Source organism: uncultured Ruegeria sp. (assembly GCF_947497005.1).
GTDB lineage: Bacteria > Pseudomonadota > Alphaproteobacteria > Rhodobacterales > Rhodobacteraceae > Ruegeria.
In genome coordinates this window covers 97,806-117,474 of the sequence record NZ_CANMFF010000012.1, presented here as the reverse complement: position 1 = coordinate 117,474, position 19,669 = coordinate 97,806, and the positions used below count along the sequence as shown (strand labels likewise).

The window sequence follows — 19,669 nt, the reverse complement described above, 5'->3', positions numbered from 1 at the left end:
CTTGCAAAAGGCAACCATCGTCGGCGGCGGCGTGATCGGCGGCGGCTGGGTTGCCCGGTTCCTGCTGAACGGTTGGGACGTTTCTGTTTTTGACCCGGACACCGAAGCGGAACGCAAGATAGGCGAAGTGCTGGCCAACGCCCGCCGCGCGTTACCCGCGCTTTATGACAAGGCGATGCCCGCCGAGGGTACTTTGACCTTTCATGACGACATGCGCGAAGCGCTGGCTGGCGCGGCTTGGGTTCAGGAAAGCGTGCCTGAGCGTCTGGACCTCAAGCACAAGATCCACGCGCAGATTGACGAACTGTCACCCGCGGATGCGGTGATCGGCTCCTCGACCTCGGGGTTCAAACCGTCCGAACTGAACGAGCGTGGGGGCCGCGTCGTCGTCGCACACCCGTTCAACCCGGTCTACCTGCTTCCTCTCGTCGAACTGGTCGGCGCCGCTGACACCTGCGCAAGAGCGTCGGACATTCTGCGTTCGATCGGGATGTACCCGTTGACAGTCCGCAAAGAGATCGACGCCCATATTGGTGACCGTCTGCTGGAGGCGGTTTGGCGCGAAGGCCTGTGGTTGATCAAAGACGGGATCTGCACCACCGAAGAGCTGGACGAAGTCATCCGCATGGGTTTCGGCCTGCGTTGGGCGCAGATGGGCCTGTTCGAAACCTACCGGATCGCCGGTGGCGAGGCGGGCATGAAACACTTCATGGCACAGTTCGGCCCCGCCCTTCAGTGGCCCTGGACCAAGCTGATGGACGTGCCAGAATTCACCGAAGAATTGGTTGACTTAATCGCAGGTCAGTCAGACGCACAATCCGGCCATACATCGATCCGCGAGCTGGAACGTCTGCGCGACAACAATCTGATCGGCATGATGCGTGCGCTGAAGAAAACTGGCAGCGGCGCGGGTGGTGTTCTGAACGCTCATGAAGACACCATGCCGGAACCTTCGGTTGAGGATTTGCCGTTTACCGTGGACCGCGCCATCCCACAAAGCTGGACGGATTATAACGGCCACATGAACGAGGCCCACTACCTTGAGGCTTCAGCGCAGGCAACCGACCGTTTCATGGAGATGATCGGAGCGGACGCGGACTATGTCAACGCGGGCAACAGCTATTTCACCGTCGAAAACCACATGCAGTTCCTGGCCGAACTTCACGCGGGTGCCCGGCTGAAAATCACCACCCATGTTTTGCGTGGCGACGGCAAGAAAATGCAGCTGTTCCACCGCCTCTATGGCGAAAACGACCAACTGGCTGCGACGGTCGAAACCCTGCTGATCCACATGGACTTGAATGCACGCAAAACGTCGCTCCCGTCCGAGGCCGTGGCCTTAAAACTCGCGGCCTTTGCTCAGGATCATGCCCGGTTGCCGCTACCCAAGGGCGTTGGCCGCCACGTCGGTCAAAGGGATTGAGTATATGATGCGCCGTCATTTTTTCCCCTCCGTTAAAGAGACGGCACAAACTGGCGGGTCGGGTCAGTCTTACCCGATCCGTCCTTTTGTCACTCCGAATTTAACAGCCGACGACATTCGTTGTCAGAAAAGGAAGACCCAATGAACAGGCGATACGCTGAATTACCAGAACCGGATGGCGCAAGTTGCAAAGTCGGTCACGTGTAATCCGACGGAATTGAAGTAACGAACAACAACTTTTTGCCCCCGTCAATGGAGGGCACTGTCTCTGGAGGTTGGAAGGGTGTCTGTTAGCTGTTTCTAGAGCGCCGGGTAGTGTCTTAACTCAGATCATTTCCGGAAATCAAACCCAAACTTGGAGGAAATTATGACCAAAGAACTTGTACCAAAAAAGGGGCTCGTTTCAGCTATTGCACTTATGTGCGTGGCTTCGGCGCAGCCAACATGGGCGCAGGACAACGTAGTCAACCCAAATACTGAGATTACGTTTGTAAGTTGGACAGGTCCTTACATGCGAAGCCAGATGTTGGGTTTCGTGCGACCATTTGAGGACCAATACAATTCGCGGGTTAACGTCGAACACTATGCCGGCGGCATCGAAGAAATTCGCGACCAAGTTGAATCTGCAAACGTAGTTTGGGATGTTGTTGACCTGACGCAGGCGGATTCACTGCGCGCCTGTGAGGAGGGATTGCTTGAAGATCTTTCCGGTATCTCCCTCCCGGCAGGAAAAGATGGAACCCCGGCTTCGGAAGATTTCGTCGAAGGTGCTCTTAATGATTGTGGAGTAGGTGTAATTCAATGGTCCACGGCTTACGCCTATTCGGAAGCCACCTTTGGCGACAATCCTCCCTCAAGCATTGCTGATTTCTTTGATACCGAATCGTACCCGGGCGCGCGCGCGATTAGAAATGATCCCACCGTGATTATGGAATGGGCGCTTATGGCGGATGGCGTTGCACGCGATGATGTGTATCCAACTCTTGAAACTCAGGAAGGTGTTGATCGCGCATTGGCCAAGATGGATGCCATTAAGTCCGGTCTTCAACTGTGGTCATCAGGTCTTGGACCCGTTCGATTGTTGAAATCAGGAGATGTCGTAATGTCATCTGTGTGGGCAACTACAGCAGCATCCGCAGCATCTGAAGACGATGCAGATTTTCAAGTCGTTTTTGATGGCCGCGTCATGGAATTGGATCTTTTTGGAGTTCCAAAAGGCAGCCGCTACAAGGCAGAAGCATTGGAGTTTATCCGATTTGCTAGTTCGACTGAGTCGTTAGCCAACATGGTGAACTATCTTCCAAATGGCCCGACCCGACAGTCATCTATGTCATTGCTATCGGACGAGACACTGGCACTGATCCCAAACAGTCCTGCATACTCTGAAAACCTCAGCATCGTTTCGGATGCCACTTGGTGGGCGGAAAACCATGGACGGCTTGAGGAGGCTTTTCAGGCCTGGATAAGCGAAAGTGGACTGCAGGGCCCATCCGGCACAACGCGATAGTAGGGGAAGATAATGTCTGATACCCATAACAAATCTTCGGAAAATCTGATCGCACAATCAGGTTGGTTTTCCGGCATGAACGCCTTTATGGCAATTGCATCGATGCTAATGATCATTGCTTTCGTTGCATATACTATTTTCGATGTTGAGAAATCCTCGGCCGTTTTCGCGGCTGGCAAAAATTTCATAATCGGAACGATGGACTGGTTCTATGTGCTGGTCGTGAATGCGGCACTCATCTTCTCCGTTTGGTTAATGTTCTCTCGGTTTGGCGATGTGAAACTGGGCAAAGAAGACGATGACCCAGATTTTTCGACCTTTTCTTGGATAGCAATGCTGTTCTCAGCTGGTCTTGGCTCAGGGTTGATATATTGGGGCGTTGCCGAGCCGATGTATCACATTCAAGGCAACCCCTTTGCAGACGTGCTTGGACTTGAGGCTGGTTCTACCGAAGCGGCCGTCAAAGCGGTGACAATTACAATCTTCCATTGGGGGTTTCACGGCTGGGGTCTTTATGTCCTTGCAGGGATGTCATTGGCTTACTTTGCCTATCGTCACGACCTGCCTTTGACGCCTCGCGCTGCCCTCTATCCCATCCTGAAAGACAAAATATACGGTCCCTGGGGACACCTGGTAGACTTGATTGCAGTCTTCGGAACGATCTTTGGTATTGCCACCTCTCTCGGGCTAGGAATAGTCCCGATCGGCGCCGGAATCGAGCGGCTGGGCTTGATGGAAAATACGGTGTCCAATCAGTTGATCCTTGTTGCCATCATCACAGTGCTGGGAACAGCATCAGCGGCATCAGGTGTCGGTAAAGGAGTTCGAATTTTGTCGGAAATGAACGTCATGGCCAGCTTAGGGCTTTTGATCCTGTTCATTGTTCTGGGGCCAACCGCCTTCATCCTTGGCATTACGATTTCAGGAATTGGCGATTATCTGTGGAACGTCATACCTATGGGTTTCCAGATCAACGGCGATCCTGAAAATCAATGGCAGAGCTGGTGGACCATCTTCTACTGGGGCTGGTGGATTGCATGGTGCCCATTTGTAGGCATGTTCATCGCCCGGGTTTCCAAAGGTCGAACAATCCGCGAATTTACCCTCGCTGTGCTCTTCGTACCGGTTTCTGTGGTGATGATCTGGATGGGTGTATTTGGTGGTGCCGCAGCAGGTGTTGATCTTTTCTATAACGCCGGTGTCGCGGAAACCGTCAACGAGGATTATGCACGCGGTGTTTTCGCAACCGTAGCTGGATTTGGCTACGACTGGCTAACATTGCCAATGTATGTGCTGATCACCGTGTTGCTGATCTCTTGGTTTGTAACATCCTCGGATTCCGGCACATTGGTGATGTGCACCATGCTGTCAATGGGTGACGAACACCCGCCTGTGAAGTTTCGGATCTTCTGGGGCTTGACATCCGGTATCGTGGCTGCGGTTTTGATGTTGGCGGGTGGTCTCAGTGCGCTTCAGACTGCTTCAATCGTAGCCGGGTTGCCAATCGCAGTTATTGTTCTTCTTATGATCTACGGGATGATAAAAACGTTGCATGAGGAACATCCACTACCCGATTATGAAGACAAACGTGAAATCGAGTTCTTGAATCGATAAGTTGCCGTCGGGTGGAGCCCTTAGGGGCTCCACATATTCGTGGCAATTTTGAGGTGTGTGTTGGCGTATTACGACTGTGTTCCACAAATCATCAACAGTTCGTTTCGAAGAAATTAAACACACCGTCGAACAGGCTGAAGAACAGACTACGAGGTTGGGTTAGGTACTTAGGCGGCAATACTGGATTGGCGCTTTGCACCGGTCGTCGATGCACTGCGCAGTGTGAACACGACGATTGCGTCAACTGTCGTGGCCGAGATCGGCGACATGACGCGAATCGACAATCAGCGACAACTGATGGCCTGGCTCGGGTTGGTAACGAGGGCTCTATTGCGAAGTTTTACTTGGCTGAATAGATCACTCGAAACTGCGTGTTAAGCGGCCAATTCTGTGAATTGCCGAAATGGACAAACACCTGTTGTAAGTTTAGCTTTACGGATCATGTGGGTCACTTCTCAGCAGAAATCAACAATGAGCAAACCAATCAGCCCGCCGTCTCCTTACCTTGGCATGGCGGCGCTCGGAGGCCACCAGCGACTTTTTTTGTGCGTGAAGCCGAGGCGCTTGAGCAGCGAGGTCGATACCGATGTCCGTGTAATCCAAGTGTTGCTGGGTCATGCCAAACTGACGACAGCCGCGCGAAACACCCATGTGGCCACCAAGACGCTGCGCAACGTTGCCAGCCCGTTTGAGAATATCCGGGATGTGACCTGAAAGAGGGCCCAGCGTGCCAAGGCGCGTGCTGGAAGTCGCTGACATCTTCCGTGCTCATGGACGTGCATATCGGCAGGCCAACGCAGGCCATTTGAACCTTTCTCAGCTCAAGGTCATGTCAGCTATAGAAGCCTGCCGGACAGAGGCTCTCGGCGGGCATGTCGCCGTCTGCACAAAGTGCGTTCACCATCACATCGCATATAATAGCAGCAAGAACCGACATTGCCCGAAGTGCCAGGGGCCGGCCGCACGCGATTGGATGGCAGCGCAGGCAGATGACCTGCTGCCGGTGGAATATTTCCATCTGGTCTTCACCGTGCCAGCCGAGATCGCACGGATCGCATACTGGAACAAACGGGCCATTTACGGCCTTCTATTCCGGGCACCCGTGGCCTCGTTGGCAAATATGTGGACAGCTATGAATTCCAGGATGGAACGCTGGAATTCCGGACAAAGGGTGTTCCACCGCCCTACTCTGCTTACGACAAAGATCAACGTGTGAGCCACGCGGCGATCATCGGGAACAAGCGGCTGAGCGCAGTGCTGGAACACATCAAGCAAGAGCAGGATAAAACACCACCGAAGAAGCGCCGCGTCGGCACTCAGGCCACACGCTACAGCTCAACAGGTCGGCGCAACAACGGCTGGAACTCAAGGCTTGCAAAAGTGGCGAAAGAGAAGCGGGAAGCCAGCCAGGGCTCCGATATTTGAGGTCTCCACCCTGTCAGGCTGCACCACCGTTCCGCGGCAACTGGGACATTTGTACTTTGCAGACCAAGTGACATTTCAACTTGATTGCAACACGAAAAGCGATGATAGGCCATCGAGAAGTGACCCACCTTTGTTTATGTCTCAGCGGTTATGTTGTGGTCAATGTCGGCGTTTCCTTTCTCGTTTTCTGTGCAGCCTCAGAGCTGGCCTTGAAACGGTAGCTGTCGTTGACGGTTTAGAGGATGTGGCAGCGGTGCGTGAGGCGGTCGAGTAGCGTGGGTGTCATCTTTGCATCCCCAAAGACCTGCGCCCATTCAGAGAAGCTGAGGTTAGTTGTGATGATGACGCTGGTGCGCTCACAGAGCTTTCTGATCAGGAGGAACAGAACCTGACCGGCGGTTTGAGCGAAGGGCAAATAGCTCAATTCATCCAGGATCAGGAAGTCGCGTCGGGAGATCAGATCAGCTGTTCAACCCTGGCATTCTGCGCGGGCTTCGGCATCGAGCTTGTCCACCAGATCGACGACGTAGAAGAAGCGGCCCCGGCGCCCGGCTCGGATACTGGCACGAGCAATACTGACGGAAAGATGGGTCTTTCCGGTGCCAGTTCCGCAGATCAACACAAGGTTGCGCTGTTGGTCCAGGAAATCACCCCGGCCAAATCACGGATCAGGGTTTCGTTAACCTCGGCCGTCTCAAAATCGAACTCTTCCAGCTCTCTGACCGCTAAAGACAGCCTTTGTCGGCCGCAACAGCAGTTTTCGGCGAAGGCCGAATGGTCACATAGACGATATAGCAGAGCATCAGCGTCACAATGATCAGGATCGTCGCTGATATCGGTCGTTCCACAAATATCATCAGCCCGTCGCGCGAAATCAATAATGACCTTCTCAGGTTGTTTTCCAAGACCGGCCCAAGGATTATACCAATGATAATTGGTGCCAGCGGGTAATTTCCCTTGCGCAGAAGGTACCCGGCAACCCCAAAAAAGAACATCACCCAAAGATCAAAGATCGAGTTTTGCAGGCTGTAAGTACCCATCATCGAGAGTAGCAAAACTGCCGGAAGGAGCCACGCTTTCGATACTTTCAGCACTGCACCGAAGAACGGAACCAATACGATACCAGCAACAAACAGGACTGTATTTCCGCAAAGATAGGCAAGAAAAATACCCCCAGCAATGTCAGGATTATACCGAAATAGCTCCGGCCCCGGAAAGAAACCCAGAAGAAACAACGCTCCAAGTAGAACTGCAGTTGACGCATCTCCAGGGATGCCGAGGGAAAGAGTTGGGATCAACGCGCCGCCGCAGCATCCGTTGTTAGCGGCTTCCGTAGCCACAACGCCACCCTCAGCGCCTTCGCCGTAGCCCTCTTCGGGCTTGGACAGGCGCTTGGCAGCGGCGTAGGACACGAAGGCGCTCACATCGCCTCCTGCCCCGGGAATTGCCCCGAGAAATGTGCCTATGAGTGCCGAGCGTACGACATTGACTTTATGCTTTGCGATTAGACGGAGTGCGCGGAAGGAAATTACCAGTTTCTGAATTTCCGGACGTTTCAAAAAGTCGCCGCTCTCGATCTGGAAAAACAACTCGGAAAGCGCAAATAGCCCGACCACAATGGCGACGATATGAGGACCACTGGTCAAGTTGAAGTTTCCAAATGTAAATCGGTAGGCATTTGTAAATTCATCGGTGCCGATCGTGGCAAGGATCAATCCAAACCCACCAGCGATCAGGCCTTTGATGGCAGAGCTTTCTGAGACAATGGCAATGGTCAGCAACCCGAGAATAGCCATGGCTGCGTATTCTGGTGGCGCGAAGTTGAGGGCGAAAGCAGCCAATATTGGTGAAAACATAACCAAGACCAAGCCGCCGATAAGACCTCCGATCGACGAAGCGGTGATTGATAGTCCAATTGCGTCCTGGCTGCGTCCCTTTTGAGCCAGCGGGTAGCCATCGAACAGAGTGGCTGCGGCCAGTGGTGTACCCGGTATCCTCAGTAGAATTGCGGAGATTGATCCACCTGCAGAGCCACCAACTTGGATTGCGATGAGCATTGCCATCGCAGGAATAGGCGGCAAATGGAAAGCCACGGGCAGCATAAGCACAATGCCCATCAGTGGACCTAGGCCGGGCAGTACACCGATCAGCAGCCCTGCAACAACCCCAACCACGGTGAGGGCGAGTGATGCAAATGTGAAATATAGTGGTGCGCCTTCGCTCAGCAATTGAAACATGTCGAATTTCCTATCCGAACAAAGTGAATTTGAGCGCGCCCAATGGCAACACGACGTTGAGAAGACCCTCAAAGATACCAGCCACAACAATGGTCATCGACAGGGCACCGACGATGCTGGACGCCCAACCAAGGCCGAACATGCGCAACAAAGACGCGAGAAGAATTGGCGTGGCTGCGTAGTAACCGACCGGCTTGAGCGCAATCAGGTATGCCACAAAAACGACCGTGGATACCAAGGCAATACGGGTTGTCGGCGTGCCTTCAATAGGGGAGCGTTTAGACACCCTGCCACCCAGTATTCGAAATAGATTGATACCAGACAATGCAACCATCAACCATGCAACGATCCGCGGAAATATTGCTGCGTTCTGCAATGGCCCGCCACTGGCCACCTCTTGTTCCACCAGCGAGGTGGATATTTGCCAAAAAATGATTAACGGTACGCAGAGCAACATCGCCCATGCGACCCAGTCAAATCCAAACTCCTGAATTCTCATGTGCCCCTCCCAAGTGGTTTGGCCGACCAGTCTGCCCGGTCGGCCCAGTTCTCAATTGCTAGGGTCTTTTACTGCCCGAGCTTTTCTTGCTCCCAAGCAATGGCATCGATGCCGCCTTGAATTTGGTCAGCGATCGGACCCACGGTTTCAGTATAAACATCAGGGCCGAGCAATGTGGGCACATAGCCCATGTCGATCAGACGAGCTTGAATGTCCTCACGCGCCAATGCTGCACCCATAGCGTCCTGCATTTGGGCAACGATATCTGCAGGCGTATCCTTGTGAACCAACCACCAGTTCCAACCCATTGTTGAAAGGCCGGTCATGCCGGTGTCAATTCCGTACTCTGATAGCAACGGAGCCCCGCCATAGGTTTCAGATGCAGCCCCGAAGTCAGATAGCACGACGAGGATATCGACATCCTCTTTGTTGATTTTGTAAACACCGGTGTTGATCACCATGAAATCAAGGATACCCCCACGCACGTCACGAGCGGCGGCGTCGATTTCAGGGTACGGTACGACCTGTGCATGAACGTCGGAAACTTGCATGACTTTAGCTGCAGACATGTGCGGCAATGCCCCAGGAGAGCCCGGTGAGTAGCGCAGCTCACCCGGCCGCTCTCGCATGTATTCAATAAGACCCGGAAGGTCAGTGAACCGGTCTTCACCCTTGCGGACAGCGATCGCAAACGCATTAGCTGTGGCCGACCAAAGCGGGGTGAAATCTTCATAGGACCACTCTGCATTGCCCTGCATCGGCTGCAAAACTAACGGCGCGACGTAGCCGTCAAAGATGGTGTAGCCGTTGGCTTCGCGCGACAGCGCCGTTTCAAATGCTTTCACGCCCCCTGCCCCCGGTGTGGAAACAACCGAAATATTGACGCCAAGCTCCTCACCCATGGCATCGGCAATGACTTGGCTCGCCGCCATAGTGACACCCGGATTCCATGGGTAGATGTTCTCGATGTTGCGCTCCGGGTATTCCGCCAATACAGGTCCTGCAATCAGCGCAACGCCCAATGCGGCGGCGACCAGATTAATTGATAATTTCATGGGTTTCCTCCCTGTTGTTCTCCCGTAGATGACCAAGCCCATACCAGCGGAAGACTTCTTCTGGTGTGTCATGGGTCTGAAGAACCCGGACGGCTTGCCGCAGCAATCGATCCGCGATTCCTGAATTCTCGAGTTGGTTTTTCTGCTTAGGATCAGCGACCAGATCAAATAGTCGCGTGCCGATATCTTGGAACGCCAACCCGTCGTTCATCGGTACTCGCTTGGCTCCGGGAAGGGCTGCAATCGACAGCACGGGAACACCTTTCGTAAAGTCGAATCCCGGAGATAAAGTGGCCGTCTTAAGCTCTTCGAAGGTGAAAAACTCGTCCATGTGGGCTGGGGCCAGAGTGTATTCCCGCAGACCATCCGCATAAAGATCCGGCGGATAATGGTAGAGCGCGTACCGTCCATCGGTGACGCCTAACGGGCCACCAAACAGACCAAAGAGTGCTACGTCGCGACCAGTCTGGTTCTTGCCCGAAATGACATCCCCAAGATCGATGGACCTGACCTCGATAGGCACGGCAACTTCGTGAAAGCCAAGGAGAGTTGGCATAATGTCGGCAGTCTGCGTGAGAGCATCGGTTCGGGTACCCGCCGCCTCAGGTGTGCGCGGATCATGGATCAACAACGGGATGTGGCTGATTTCTTCATAGTAAGGCATTCGCATTTTGCCCCACCAATCATGTTCAGACAGCAAGAAGCCATGATCGGTTGTTAAAATGAGAGCCGTGTCTTTCCACAGATTATTCTCGTCGAAGTGATCGAGTAAACGACCGAAATATTCATCACACATAGCGACCAATGCAGCGTAATTTGCGCGGATTTCGCGCATCTCGACTTCGGACTCGCTGACTTGCTCGTAGCGAGGCCAATCCAATATCTTGCCGTCGTAGCCGCTCTGATAAGCGTCTTTGAATCGGGGGGGTGCACGGAACGGCTCATGTGGGTCGAAACATTCAAGCATGAGCAGCCAATTGTCGGCATCATGGTTCCGTTCTAAAAAATCTAATCCTGCAGCAAAGCACTGTGGACCAGGAAAGTCAGCCTCGTCGCGAATGACTTCGCGATTGACCATGCCTTGAAACCGCTTGTTCGATTTCTCAAAAGGATAATGCCTGCCTGAATACTCTTCGCGGAACCGTTCAACAGGCGGCTTTACCATCGCGACCCAAGGATCGTGCTCCTGCCCACGAATAAAATCCCACGTCGAAAAACGTGTGTGAAAGCCTGTCCCACCGTCTTCGAAGTAATGAAGGTGGTCGCTGATGAGATGGGTGTAAGTGCCGCTGTCCTTCAGAATTTGCGCGAACGAATTGTCAAACGGTTCGAGTGGTCCCCACGAACGGTGGGTGAAATTCAAGCGCCCGGAATGCATGTCGCGGCGCGCGGGCATACAGGGCAATGAGCCGACATAGTGCCGATCAAAGGTCTTGGACCGCGCCGCAAACCGATCAAAGTTAGGCGTCTTTACCGAAACACCACCGTATACGCCCATTGCCGACCGATTAAGACTGTCGAACAAAACAAAAACTGTCTTCATGTGTCCCTCCTGTGTAATGAGAATGGACTTCTTGGTGCGATAATGTAAAATTCAAAAAACTACCGCTAAGATAATTTGGATTTATCGTATGAGTGCGTTATTCATGAACCGCCGCATTGAACAGTTTCTGGCGGTGTATGAAGAAAAAAACATTCACAAGGCTGCCGAGGTGCTGGGAATTAGCCAGCCAGCGCTCACGGTTAGTTTGAAAAACCTTGAAGAAGCCTTGGGTGCCAAATTGTTCACCAGGTCTGTGAAAGGCATGTCACCGACCCCTGCTGCTGGGGTCCTTTACCGATTTGGAATGACGCTCCATCAGTGCGGCAGGTTTGTCGATGAAGAGATTCAAGGCTTGTCAGGTGGGATAACAGGCAGGCTTCGCGTTGGAGCGGGTGTTGCATGGGCAACAACCGTTTTGCCCGATGTCATGAATAGAATGCATGAGAAATTCCCCGCTTTATCGATCGATTTGATCACAGGTGTGGGTGATCAACTTGCCACGCGATTGATAGATGGTGAGTTAGATGTTGTTGTTGCGGCCGGGTCTGTACAGAGCCTCGCCTCACCAGAATTCCACTGTGAGCCAATGATCAACCTGCCCATGAAAATTGTGGCGGATCCAAAATCGAAGCTGGCGCAACAGTCTGTTGTTTCTCCCGAGCAGCTTGCATCGGTCAAGTGGGTGAGTTTTTATGAAGATGAAAGCATGGTGCAATTCTCAAACCACTTTCTCGCCCTACATGGATTACCGCCGGCCAAATTTGTCATGCGAACCAACTCGCCCACTTCATTGACATCTTTTCTCAAGAAAACCGAATTTGTTGCCATTTTGATTGCTCCCCTGGCGGGATCGACGACGATGGCATCAGGGTTGATCCAACTGAAATCGAGTGTTGCTCTCTGGGAACTGCCAGTTGCCATCTATTACCGCAAAATAGTTGAAGGTTCTGAAACGATCGCCAGTTTCAGGAAACTGACCAAGTCAGCGATGGAACAATTCCGCGAGTGAAAACAATAGTCGGTATTACCTGTAGTAACAACCTACTGCACCTCAGAGGATAGCATTGTCCCATATGTTGGGTTTGACAATTACGAGGCAATCTTTGAAGTTGCACAGCATCTGATCGAACTCGGACACCAAAACTTCGCTATGATTGCAAGCATGAACGAAAGTAATGATCGTCAGCGAACGCGCATTGAAACTGCCAATATGATCCGCAAGTGGCAGCTTGGATATTCGAAAGGCGGATTGTATCAATTTGCCGAGCTCGCTGGATAGATACAGCCGATCAAAGCGATAATTCGATCAACGCCAAAGTTTACGGCATGTATGGACATCCCCCTTTGGGCAAGAAGAATCTTTGGTTGGTAATTCGGGTAGTCGGGTGCTGACATGTATGCGGCCTCATAGTGCGGTCTTCACATGCCGCGGGCCGTTCTCTGATTGCGGTCTTGTCAAGTGGAGACTTGGATAGTCCGTCCGGGGACATGGTTCTCTTCGAGGTCAGCCAGTTCGCGCCTCATTTTGGTATCCGGTGGTGGTCGTCTCAAATGTATGGATAGGGTTGTGCAGAATGATCCACATCCCATCGGCCCAGCACGAGATCGACCAACCTCCGCCCCTTCGGGACATAGCTCCCCGCCGTCTGGGGCGGGAATTCCGCTCAGGCAATGGTTTCCTTTGTCCACTTGAACTAGGTTTCTCTCTTCCACAGCGTCAGCATCAGCACGGCGCGTTCGGTTTGGAAGCGCAGGATCTTGTCAAGCGCCTGAACGTCCGTTTTGCCATCCTTTCGGTTGGAGCGGTCAATGCTGAGATGGGTTTCATGCTGCATGATCTGCAAGAGGCCAATCTGGCGCGGCTTGCTATTGATAACGCTCAAATCCGCGTGGTGGTCGCCGATGGCGAAAAACTGGGCAAACGCGCCCCGGTGACCCTGGATGCCCTTGGAAAGATCAACGTCTTGTTCACCTACGCCAAGCCAGATGCATCGATTTCCAAGATGTTGTCGAAAAACGAAATCGACCATGTTTGCGTGAACAAATCAAAACAAGTCCGGTCGATCTGCCAAAACCCACGAGCACCCCCGCCGACGGAACGGGGCTCTATTCGCTGGCAACAGACTGTAAATGGCATTGCCAAGTTATCTGACGGGATGTGTCGCAAATTATGAGGTCCAATTGACGAACATGGGTGCGCGCTACCTTCAATTGCGACTCCTATTAGAAAACAATGAGTTATCTAATGAGGAGATTGTGCCATGGGAGCCGTGTACAAGCAACTGAGCATTGAGGAACGCCGTAAAATCGAACGCTGGCGACATGCAAAGGTCCCTGATCGAGAGATGGCGCGCGTCCTGAAGCGCTCGAAAGCGACGATCCATCGCGAGATCAAACGAATTTCTTCTCCGACGAATGTCTGCCCAAATGTGATGGCTACTACAGTGCCGCCGCGCATCTGATGGCGGCCGATCGGCGCGCGCGGCAGCGGAAACTGGTCCGGCACCCACACTTGCGCAAACGCGTTGTCGAACGGCTAAAGAATGGCTGGACGCCCGAACAGATCGGCAATCGGATGATTTTCGAGCGCGCCGGGCTCAGGGTCTGCCGGGAAACGATCTATCGTTACATCTATTCCAAAGAAGGCATGGCGGATGACCTGTGGTGGTATCTGCCAAACCATCGCAAAGCGCGCAAACCCCGGCGCGCCAGAAAGCGCGTGCCGCCGAAGTTCGATCGCGACGTCAGCATCCTGTTCCGCCCTGACGATGTTGCTCACCGCCGCCAGTTCGGACACTGGGAGGGAGACCTTATGCTGTTCAAATAGTGCCTTGGGCAGTCCAATGTGACATCGCTGGTCGAGCGTGTCAGCCGGTTCACGGTGCTTCTGAAGAATCCGAACAAGCGCACGAAACTGGTGATGGGCAAGATCATGAAGGCCGCACGCGACCTGCCCCACCTGGCCCGGAAATCCATCACCTTCGACCGCGGAACTGAGTTCGTTAGCTGGCCGCACCTGCAAGCCGAGATCGGCACACAGACGTGGTTCTGCGATCCCTCCTCGCCCTGGCAGAATGGCACGGTCGAGAACGTCAACCGACGCGTCCGGAGATGGCTGCCCTGCAGGCGCGACATCACGGCGGTCGCAGATCATTTTCAATTCATGATCTGAGACCGCCTCAACAACACGCCGCGCAATTGCCTCGGGTGGAAGACGCCGGCAGAGGTCTTAAGAGAAAAAATGATGGCGGAGCTGGGCCGATCCCCCTACCCTAGGAGACAATGGGAGTCGCAGTTCAACTATCGCTCACATGCGTGATCTGACGTTTGTTCCCGTCGAATAGATTTCGAACAGGTTTCAACATGATCTCACCGAAAGGCTGCCATTTCCCCAAGGATGCCGCTACCGTGGCCGAGTATTGCTCCGCCGTTAACACATTTTCTGGGTACATTCTCTTGTGAGCCGTGATTCTGGTGATAACTTCGCGCGTGTAATTTGACGCTGTAGTCGATTGCAATGGAGAGAATTGTTGGGACGCGTTAAGATTTCTGACATCGCTAAGGTCGCAGGGGTTTCCAATGCAACTGTGTCATATGCGCTAAGCGAAACCGGCAGGGTATCCACCAAAACCCGTGAGAAAATTCTGCGTATATCCAAAGAAATGGGTTTTCTCCGCGATGATACGGCAGCACAATTGCGAACCGGAAAGTCTTCTCTTATCGGGGTTATTCTAAACACGGTTGTTAACCCGTTCTTCAGCGAGTTGGTCGCTGCTTTGGAAATGTCGGCATATGAGGCGGGGTACCTAACCTTGCTGGCCACTGCTCAGAATGATCCTGTACGCCAACAAAAATTATTGGCGTCCATGATCTCGCAAAGCGTCGCGGGAGTTGTCGTCAGCCCTGTCCACATTCTTGGGCCTGAATCTTTGACAGAATTGACCGCCAGAAATATTCCTACAGTGGTGTGCGTGCGCGATGTGCCGGGATCCGGGGCAATTTTTGTCGGTGCCGACGAAGAGATGTCCGGTTACCTGGCGGCCAGTCATCTGATCGAATACGGCCATCGGTCATTTTGGTTTATGGGGGGATATGAGAGGACAACAACCTGGCAAGGCCGGAGAAACGGGGTTCTGAAAGCTCTGGCCGAATCTGGACTTCCCGCCGAGGTCTGCACTTTGGTTCCTGGATCACAAGTGCCGGACTTCGTTTATCAAAAACTTGTTGGCGCCTATGGAGATGTGAATTTTCCAACGGCGGTTTTGTGTTTCAACGATGACCAGGCAACTGGCGTTTACAAGGCGGCGAAGCACCTGGGAATTCGCATAGGCAAGGATCTGTCAGTTGTAGGAATTGATAACATCCAGCAAAACGATTCTCTCAATCCTGGCCTGACATCTGTAGATATTCACCCTCAGGACATCGGTCGAATTTCAGCGGAATTGGTGTTGAAAAGCATGCGTCTGGACAAGGCTAATATAGATCCCGTGATCCTGGAGCCAGAACTCGTCATCCGGGACTCTGTCGCGCGTTCGGGTTGACTAAATTCCTGGTCTCATGTGATAGTTAGTAACTATATGGTTACTAACTATCACATGAGGTTGGGCGAATGCGACAGAAAAACTACGACTATGTGATCGTGGGCGGGGGGTCGTCAGGCTGCGTGATGGCGGCCCGCCTCAGTGAAGATCGGGATGCCAAAGTCCTGCTGATTGAGGCCGGTGGGCGTGATCGAAGCCCACTTTTCCATATGCCCGCCGGATTTGCAAAAATGACAAAGGGCATCGCGTCCTGGGGGTGGTCCACGGTTCCTCAGAAAGGTTTGAACGGACGTTCTCTGTGGTACACCCAAGCACGCGTGGTTGGGGGCGGGTCCTCGATTAACGCACAGATTTACACGCGTGGCAATCGTCTGGACTATGACAATTGGGCTAGTGACCACAGCTGCGACGGTTGGAGCTATCGCGAGGTTTTGCCTTATTTCAAACGCGCCGAAGGAAACGAGAGGTATGAGGACGATTTCCATGGGGGAGAAGGCCCGCTGGGTGTTTCCATGCCGCGCGGCGCTTTGCCCATCTGCAGCGCGTTCCTTCGGGCGGCCCAACAATGGGGTCTGCCATATAATCCGGATTTCAATGGTAGACAGCAAGCAGGATGCGGATTCTATCAACTGACTCAGAAAGATGCACGCCGGTCTTCCACATCACAGGCCTACCTTAAATCAGCTGAGCTGCGGCCGAACCTGACGGTTATGACGGGCACTCAGGTTCATCGAATCATTTTTGACAAAACGCGTGCCGTTGGCGTTGAAGCCTCGAAAGGGTCTGAACAGATCACGCTACGAGCGGATCGCGAGATTTTGCTGACCTCCGGTGCAATCGGGTCTCCGCGTCTTTTGATGCTGTCGGGGGTTGGGCCTGCCGATCACCTTAAATCTGTTGGTCTTGACGTCATACATGATTTGCCCGGCGTCGGCTCGAACCTGCAGGATCATCTGGATCTTTGTACAATCTCGGAATGCACCGGGCGACATACGTATGACGGGACCGAGCGAATTGACCGGACCATTCTGGCCGGGCTGCAATATTATCTGACCCGGACCGGCCCGGTCACGGCGTCACTGTTTGAAACAGGCGGGTTCTGGTATGCCGACGAAACGGCAGACGCGCCCGATATGCAGTTTCATTTTGGTCAAGGATCCGGGATCGAAAAAGGGATCGTCAAGGTCAATGGCTGCGGCGTCACTCTGAACAGTACATTTGCGCGCCCCCGGTCTCGGGGCACCGTCAGGCTGGCATCAGACGATCCGACCGCCGCGCCGTTGATCGACCCAAATTTCTGGGGCGATCCCTATGACCGCGAAATGTCCCTGCGCGGTTTGGAAATGGCACGGGAAATCATGCGGCAACCGGCGTTAGAAGATTATGTGCGGCATGAGATTCTGCCCGGCCCCGGCGCATCAGAGACCGAAGTGCTGGATTATGCCGTCGGAATCGCCAAGACTGACCATCACCCGGTTGGGACCTGCAAGATGGGGCATGATGACATGGCGGTGGTGGACACCGAACTTAAGCTACGCGGGCTTGAGGGCATCCGTGTCTGCGATGCATCCATCATGCCCGCGATCAACTCGTCAAACACGAATGCGCCAACAATTATGATCGGTGAAAAAGCTTCGGATATGGTTCGGGGACTTGATCCTCTGCCCGCAGTCATTTTCGCGGAAGAGCGGAACTCCAAACGCCGAGAACTGGTTTAGACATTGTAAGTGCTCAATCTTTTGGAAGGATAAAAGTCCTCTTGACTAAGTAACTGAATAGTGCGTTAATCGTTTCATCAAATGACAGGAGATGGCTGTGCACACACTGGGTTTGCATCATATCGGATTCACCGTACCTGACATGGAAGAAGCCGTGGCGTTTTTCACCGACGTATTCGGCGCTGTCACAATCATGGAATGCAGCTCGGTCGATGTGGATGATGACTTTATGCTGACCCGACTGGGTGTTCCTGCAGGGTGCAAGATATCCGATCAAAGGGTTCTGCAGATCGGCCGGGGCGGATCGCTGGAGGTGTTCGAATATTCCGGTGTGACCGATCCGACGCCGATCAAGCACAACGCTGAAGTTGGCGCGATGCATATAGCCTTCGAAGTCGACGATGCTTTTGCCACAGCTGAACGGCTGAAAGCCAAGGGCGTGGATGTGTTGGAGGGTCCTACCCTGATCGAAGGCGGGCCAATGGACCGACTGGTCTGGATGTATCTGCGCGCACCCTGGGGCCAATACATCGAGATCGTCAGCGCAAAAGGGCCACTCGGCTACGAGGCGGAGGCCTCTGAGCTGCTCTGGACCCCGTCCCAGGGCAAATAATTGACAATAGATTAAACGTTTCACCAGAGACGCGACAAGCGTCAAGCAGCGGAGGAAAAACCATGAAATCACTAAGACTAACCGCATTTGCGTCAGCCGTGACGATCACGGCAGCGACAATGGCGCACGCAAAGGATTTTGACGGCGTTGAACTCAAGATGCTCGCCATTGGCGACACGTCTGTGACCCGCCTTGCGCCGATCGTGGACGAGTTCGAGGAACTGACCGGCGCGAAAGTGCAGATCGATATGTTCCCCTATCCCGGCCTGATCGACAAGATCGTGATAGAGGCCAGCGCCGACAGCCCCTCCTATCAACTGATGTGGGTCGACAGCCCCTGGGTCGGCGTTCTGGGTGAATCCGGCGCGCTGGAGGATCTGACGGATCTGGTCAAACGCGATGCCGAGGAAATCCACCTGGACGATATCTTGCCCATCCAGCTTCAGGAAAACACATGGCAGGGCCGATTACTGGCCTTCCCGGCCTCGGGCATGATCTGGCATCAGAATTACCGCAAGGACCTGTACGGAAACGCAGACGAGCAGGCAGCGTTCAAAGAGAAATACGGCTATGATCTGGCCCCGGCGCAAACTTGGGATCAGTATATCGACATCGCTGAGTTTTTTACCCGCAAGGCGGGCGAAACGCTGGCTGGCGAAGCGCTCGAGAAAGACTTCTATGGCAATGCGCAGGCCTATAGCCGTGTAGCCGGTGCGATCACGCACGACTTTTTCCCGATCATGCGCAGTTTTGGCGGCAGTTATTGGGATCCTGAAACTGGCCTTTGCGCCATGGACAGCGAGGCCGCCCTGGCAGCTGCCGACGTGATGAAACGGCTGGTGGCGTTCAACCCGCCGGATTACCTGGGCCTGATGTGGGACATCCGTACCGGCTATATGGAACGGGCCGAGGTGGCCCAGTCTAGCTATTGGTCTGTGCGCACCGTGCGCCTGACCAATCCGGAAGAGGCGGTCCTGCCCACCGTTGGTGAAGCGGGCTATGCCGCCAGCCCGACCGGGGACGGCACCGCCCAGCCCACAATGACCGGCGCACTGAGTTTTGGCATCAACTCCAAGGCCACCGATCAGGAGAAAGAGGCTGCGTGGGAATTCATCAAGTGGGGTACATCCCGCGACATGATGCGCCGCTTTGCCGAGGAAGGATCGGGCGTCAGCCAGTTCTACAAGTCAATCCTGTCCGACCCGGATCTGCAGGAAAAATACCCGTATTATAAGGTCCTTCTTGAAACGCAGGACAACGCGCGCCGCCGCATCTTTCACCCGTTCTACGCCGATGTGGAAGAAATCTTTGGTGTTGAGTTGAACAAATACATGGCAGGCGAGACGGAAACGGCCGAAGAAGCGCTGGCCAACGCTTGCACCAAGATCAACACGCGGCTCAAAGTCTTCCCCGAGGACCTGCGCCTGCGGTGGATCAACGACGCACCGGCTGAAATTTTTAATTAAGGCCGGCCTCCCTGCTGCCCCGGGACCC

At 53.7% G+C, this 19,669-nt stretch carries 18 protein-coding genes and 4 pseudogenes; 16 read left to right on the top strand and 6 right to left on the bottom strand.

All coding sequences use genetic code 11. The annotated features are described in order from the left end of the window. The first annotated feature begins 1 nt into the window (after window position 1). The 7 genes and pseudogenes from Q0816_RS17205 (at window position 2) to Q0816_RS17180 (ending at window position 5,969) form a co-directional block, all read left to right on the top strand. Window positions 2–1,423: a carnitine 3-dehydrogenase gene (locus Q0816_RS17205; RefSeq protein WP_298852932.1), complete on the top strand. Its 1,422-nt coding sequence runs from the start codon at window positions 2–4 to the stop codon at window positions 1,421–1,423. A gap of 367 nt (window positions 1,424–1,790) precedes the next feature. Further along, window positions 1,791–2,930, top strand: a complete 1,140-nt coding sequence (locus Q0816_RS17200; RefSeq protein WP_298852846.1) for an extracellular solute-binding protein — start codon at window positions 1,791–1,793, stop codon at window positions 2,928–2,930. A gap of 12 nt (window positions 2,931–2,942) precedes the next feature. Next, window positions 2,943–4,544 (top strand): BCCT family transporter, encoded by a 1,602-nt coding sequence (locus tag Q0816_RS17195; protein WP_298852842.1) that lies wholly within the window; start codon window positions 2,943–2,945, stop codon window positions 4,542–4,544. Between the two features lie 222 nt (window positions 4,545–4,766). After that, window positions 4,767–4,922, top strand: coding sequence for a transposase (locus tag Q0816_RS26100; RefSeq protein WP_367180523.1), 156 nt, complete (start codon window positions 4,767–4,769; stop codon window positions 4,920–4,922). Between the two features lie 204 nt (window positions 4,923–5,126). Then, window positions 5,127–5,258 (top strand): annotated as a pseudogene (locus tag Q0816_RS17190) (integrase); the annotation flags it as partial. A gap of 13 nt (window positions 5,259–5,271) precedes the next feature. Further along, window positions 5,272–5,643, top strand: a pseudogene (locus tag Q0816_RS17185) (transposase zinc-binding domain-containing protein); the annotation flags it as partial. A 23-nt stretch (window positions 5,644–5,666) separates the two neighbouring features. After that, entirely contained in the window at window positions 5,667–5,969 is a 303-nt protein-coding gene (locus Q0816_RS17180; RefSeq protein WP_298852944.1) for a hypothetical protein, read from the top strand. A 235-nt stretch (window positions 5,970–6,204) separates the two neighbouring features. Here Q0816_RS17180 and Q0816_RS17175 read toward each other — a convergent pair whose 3' ends face one another. The 6 genes from Q0816_RS17175 to Q0816_RS17150 all read right to left on the bottom strand — a co-directional run bounded on the left by Q0816_RS17175 (window position 6,205) and on the right by Q0816_RS17150 (window position 11,303). Continuing rightward, entirely contained in the window at window positions 6,205–6,384 is a 180-nt protein-coding gene (locus Q0816_RS17175; protein WP_298852931.1) for an ATP-binding protein, read from the bottom strand. Window positions 6,385–6,438: 54 nt separating this feature from the next. After that, window positions 6,439–6,591, bottom strand: a complete 153-nt coding sequence (locus tag Q0816_RS17170; protein WP_298852840.1) for an ATP-binding protein — start codon at window positions 6,589–6,591, stop codon at window positions 6,439–6,441. A gap of 103 nt (window positions 6,592–6,694) precedes the next feature. Further along, window positions 6,695–8,206, bottom strand: coding sequence for a tripartite tricarboxylate transporter permease (locus Q0816_RS17165; protein WP_298852837.1), 1,512 nt, complete (start codon window positions 8,204–8,206; stop codon window positions 6,695–6,697). Between the two features lie 10 nt (window positions 8,207–8,216). Then, window positions 8,217–8,705 (bottom strand): tripartite tricarboxylate transporter TctB family protein, encoded by a 489-nt coding sequence (locus Q0816_RS17160; RefSeq protein ID WP_298852835.1) that lies wholly within the window; start codon window positions 8,703–8,705, stop codon window positions 8,217–8,219. Between the two features lie 68 nt (window positions 8,706–8,773). After that, complete coding sequence (locus Q0816_RS17155) at window positions 8,774–9,760, bottom strand: tripartite tricarboxylate transporter substrate binding protein (protein ID WP_298852833.1); 987 nt, start codon at window positions 9,758–9,760, stop codon at window positions 8,774–8,776. Beyond that, the gene (locus Q0816_RS17150) at window positions 9,744–11,303 is read right to left on the bottom strand and encodes a sulfatase (protein WP_298852831.1); all 1,560 of its coding nucleotides are present in this window, start codon (window positions 11,301–11,303) and stop codon (window positions 9,744–9,746) included. The genes Q0816_RS17155 and Q0816_RS17150 overlap by 17 nt, the downstream gene beginning before the upstream one ends. A gap of 103 nt (window positions 11,304–11,406) precedes the next feature. Between Q0816_RS17150 and Q0816_RS17145 the strand changes: the two genes are divergently transcribed. The 9 genes and pseudogenes from Q0816_RS17145 (at window position 11,407) to Q0816_RS17110 (ending at window position 19,641) form a co-directional block, all read left to right on the top strand. Continuing rightward, a complete protein-coding gene (locus tag Q0816_RS17145; RefSeq protein WP_298852829.1) occupies window positions 11,407–12,312 on the top strand; it encodes a LysR family transcriptional regulator in 906 nt (301 codons plus the stop codon). Between the two features lie 27 nt (window positions 12,313–12,339). Further along, window positions 12,340–12,582, top strand: a pseudogene (locus Q0816_RS26095) (hypothetical protein); the annotation flags it as partial. A gap of 295 nt (window positions 12,583–12,877) precedes the next feature. Continuing rightward, window positions 12,878–13,477 (top strand): hypothetical protein, encoded by a 600-nt coding sequence (locus Q0816_RS17140; RefSeq protein WP_298852827.1) that lies wholly within the window; start codon window positions 12,878–12,880, stop codon window positions 13,475–13,477. 87 nt (window positions 13,478–13,564) lie between these two features. Further along, window positions 13,565–13,765: a helix-turn-helix domain-containing protein gene (locus Q0816_RS17135; RefSeq protein WP_298852825.1), complete on the top strand. Its 201-nt coding sequence runs from the start codon at window positions 13,565–13,567 to the stop codon at window positions 13,763–13,765. Beyond that, a pseudogene (locus Q0816_RS17130) lies at window positions 13,765–14,475 on the top strand (IS30 family transposase). The gene Q0816_RS17135 and the pseudogene Q0816_RS17130 overlap by 1 nt, the downstream one beginning before the upstream one ends. A 358-nt stretch (window positions 14,476–14,833) precedes the next feature. Further along, window positions 14,834–15,844, top strand: coding sequence for a LacI family DNA-binding transcriptional regulator (locus tag Q0816_RS17125; RefSeq protein ID WP_298852822.1), 1,011 nt, complete (start codon window positions 14,834–14,836; stop codon window positions 15,842–15,844). A gap of 68 nt (window positions 15,845–15,912) precedes the next feature. Then, entirely contained in the window at window positions 15,913–17,562 is a 1,650-nt protein-coding gene (locus Q0816_RS17120) for a GMC family oxidoreductase (protein WP_298852820.1), read from the top strand. 97 nt (window positions 17,563–17,659) lie between these two features. Then, window positions 17,660–18,175: a VOC family protein gene (locus Q0816_RS17115; RefSeq protein ID WP_298852818.1), complete on the top strand. Its 516-nt coding sequence runs from the start codon at window positions 17,660–17,662 to the stop codon at window positions 18,173–18,175. A gap of 62 nt (window positions 18,176–18,237) precedes the next feature. Continuing rightward, complete coding sequence (locus Q0816_RS17110) at window positions 18,238–19,641, top strand: extracellular solute-binding protein (RefSeq protein ID WP_298852816.1); 1,404 nt, start codon at window positions 18,238–18,240, stop codon at window positions 19,639–19,641. The last annotated feature ends 28 nt before the right edge of the window (window positions 19,642–19,669 follow it).

Excerpts from the sequence above, each read along its gene's own strand:
- Q0816_RS17200 (WP_298852846.1), top strand. The coding sequence starts at position 1,791 with ATGACCAAAGAACTTGTACCAAAAAAGGGGCTCGTTTCAGCTATTGCA.
- Q0816_RS17195 (WP_298852842.1), top strand. The coding sequence starts at position 2,943 with ATGTCTGATACCCATAACAAATCTTCGGAAAATCTGATCGCACAATCA.
- Q0816_RS17165 (WP_298852837.1), bottom strand. The coding sequence starts at position 8,206 with ATGTTTCAATTGCTGAGCGAAGGCGCACCACTATATTTCACATTTGCA.
- Q0816_RS17160 (WP_298852835.1), bottom strand. The coding sequence starts at position 8,705 with ATGAGAATTCAGGAGTTTGGATTTGACTGGGTCGCATGGGCGATGTTG.
- Q0816_RS17155 (WP_298852833.1), bottom strand. The coding sequence starts at position 9,760 with ATGAAATTATCAATTAATCTGGTCGCCGCCGCATTGGGCGTTGCGCTG.
- Q0816_RS17150 (WP_298852831.1), bottom strand. The coding sequence starts at position 11,303 with ATGAAGACAGTTTTTGTTTTGTTCGACAGTCTTAATCGGTCGGCAATG.
- Q0816_RS17145 (WP_298852829.1), top strand. The coding sequence starts at position 11,407 with ATGAACCGCCGCATTGAACAGTTTCTGGCGGTGTATGAAGAAAAAAAC.
- Q0816_RS17140 (WP_298852827.1), top strand. The coding sequence starts at position 12,878 with ATGATCCACATCCCATCGGCCCAGCACGAGATCGACCAACCTCCGCCC.
- Q0816_RS17135 (WP_298852825.1), top strand. The coding sequence starts at position 13,565 with ATGGGAGCCGTGTACAAGCAACTGAGCATTGAGGAACGCCGTAAAATC.
- Q0816_RS17120 (WP_298852820.1), top strand. The coding sequence starts at position 15,913 with ATGCGACAGAAAAACTACGACTATGTGATCGTGGGCGGGGGGTCGTCA.
- Q0816_RS17110 (WP_298852816.1), top strand. The coding sequence starts at position 18,238 with ATGAAATCACTAAGACTAACCGCATTTGCGTCAGCCGTGACGATCACG.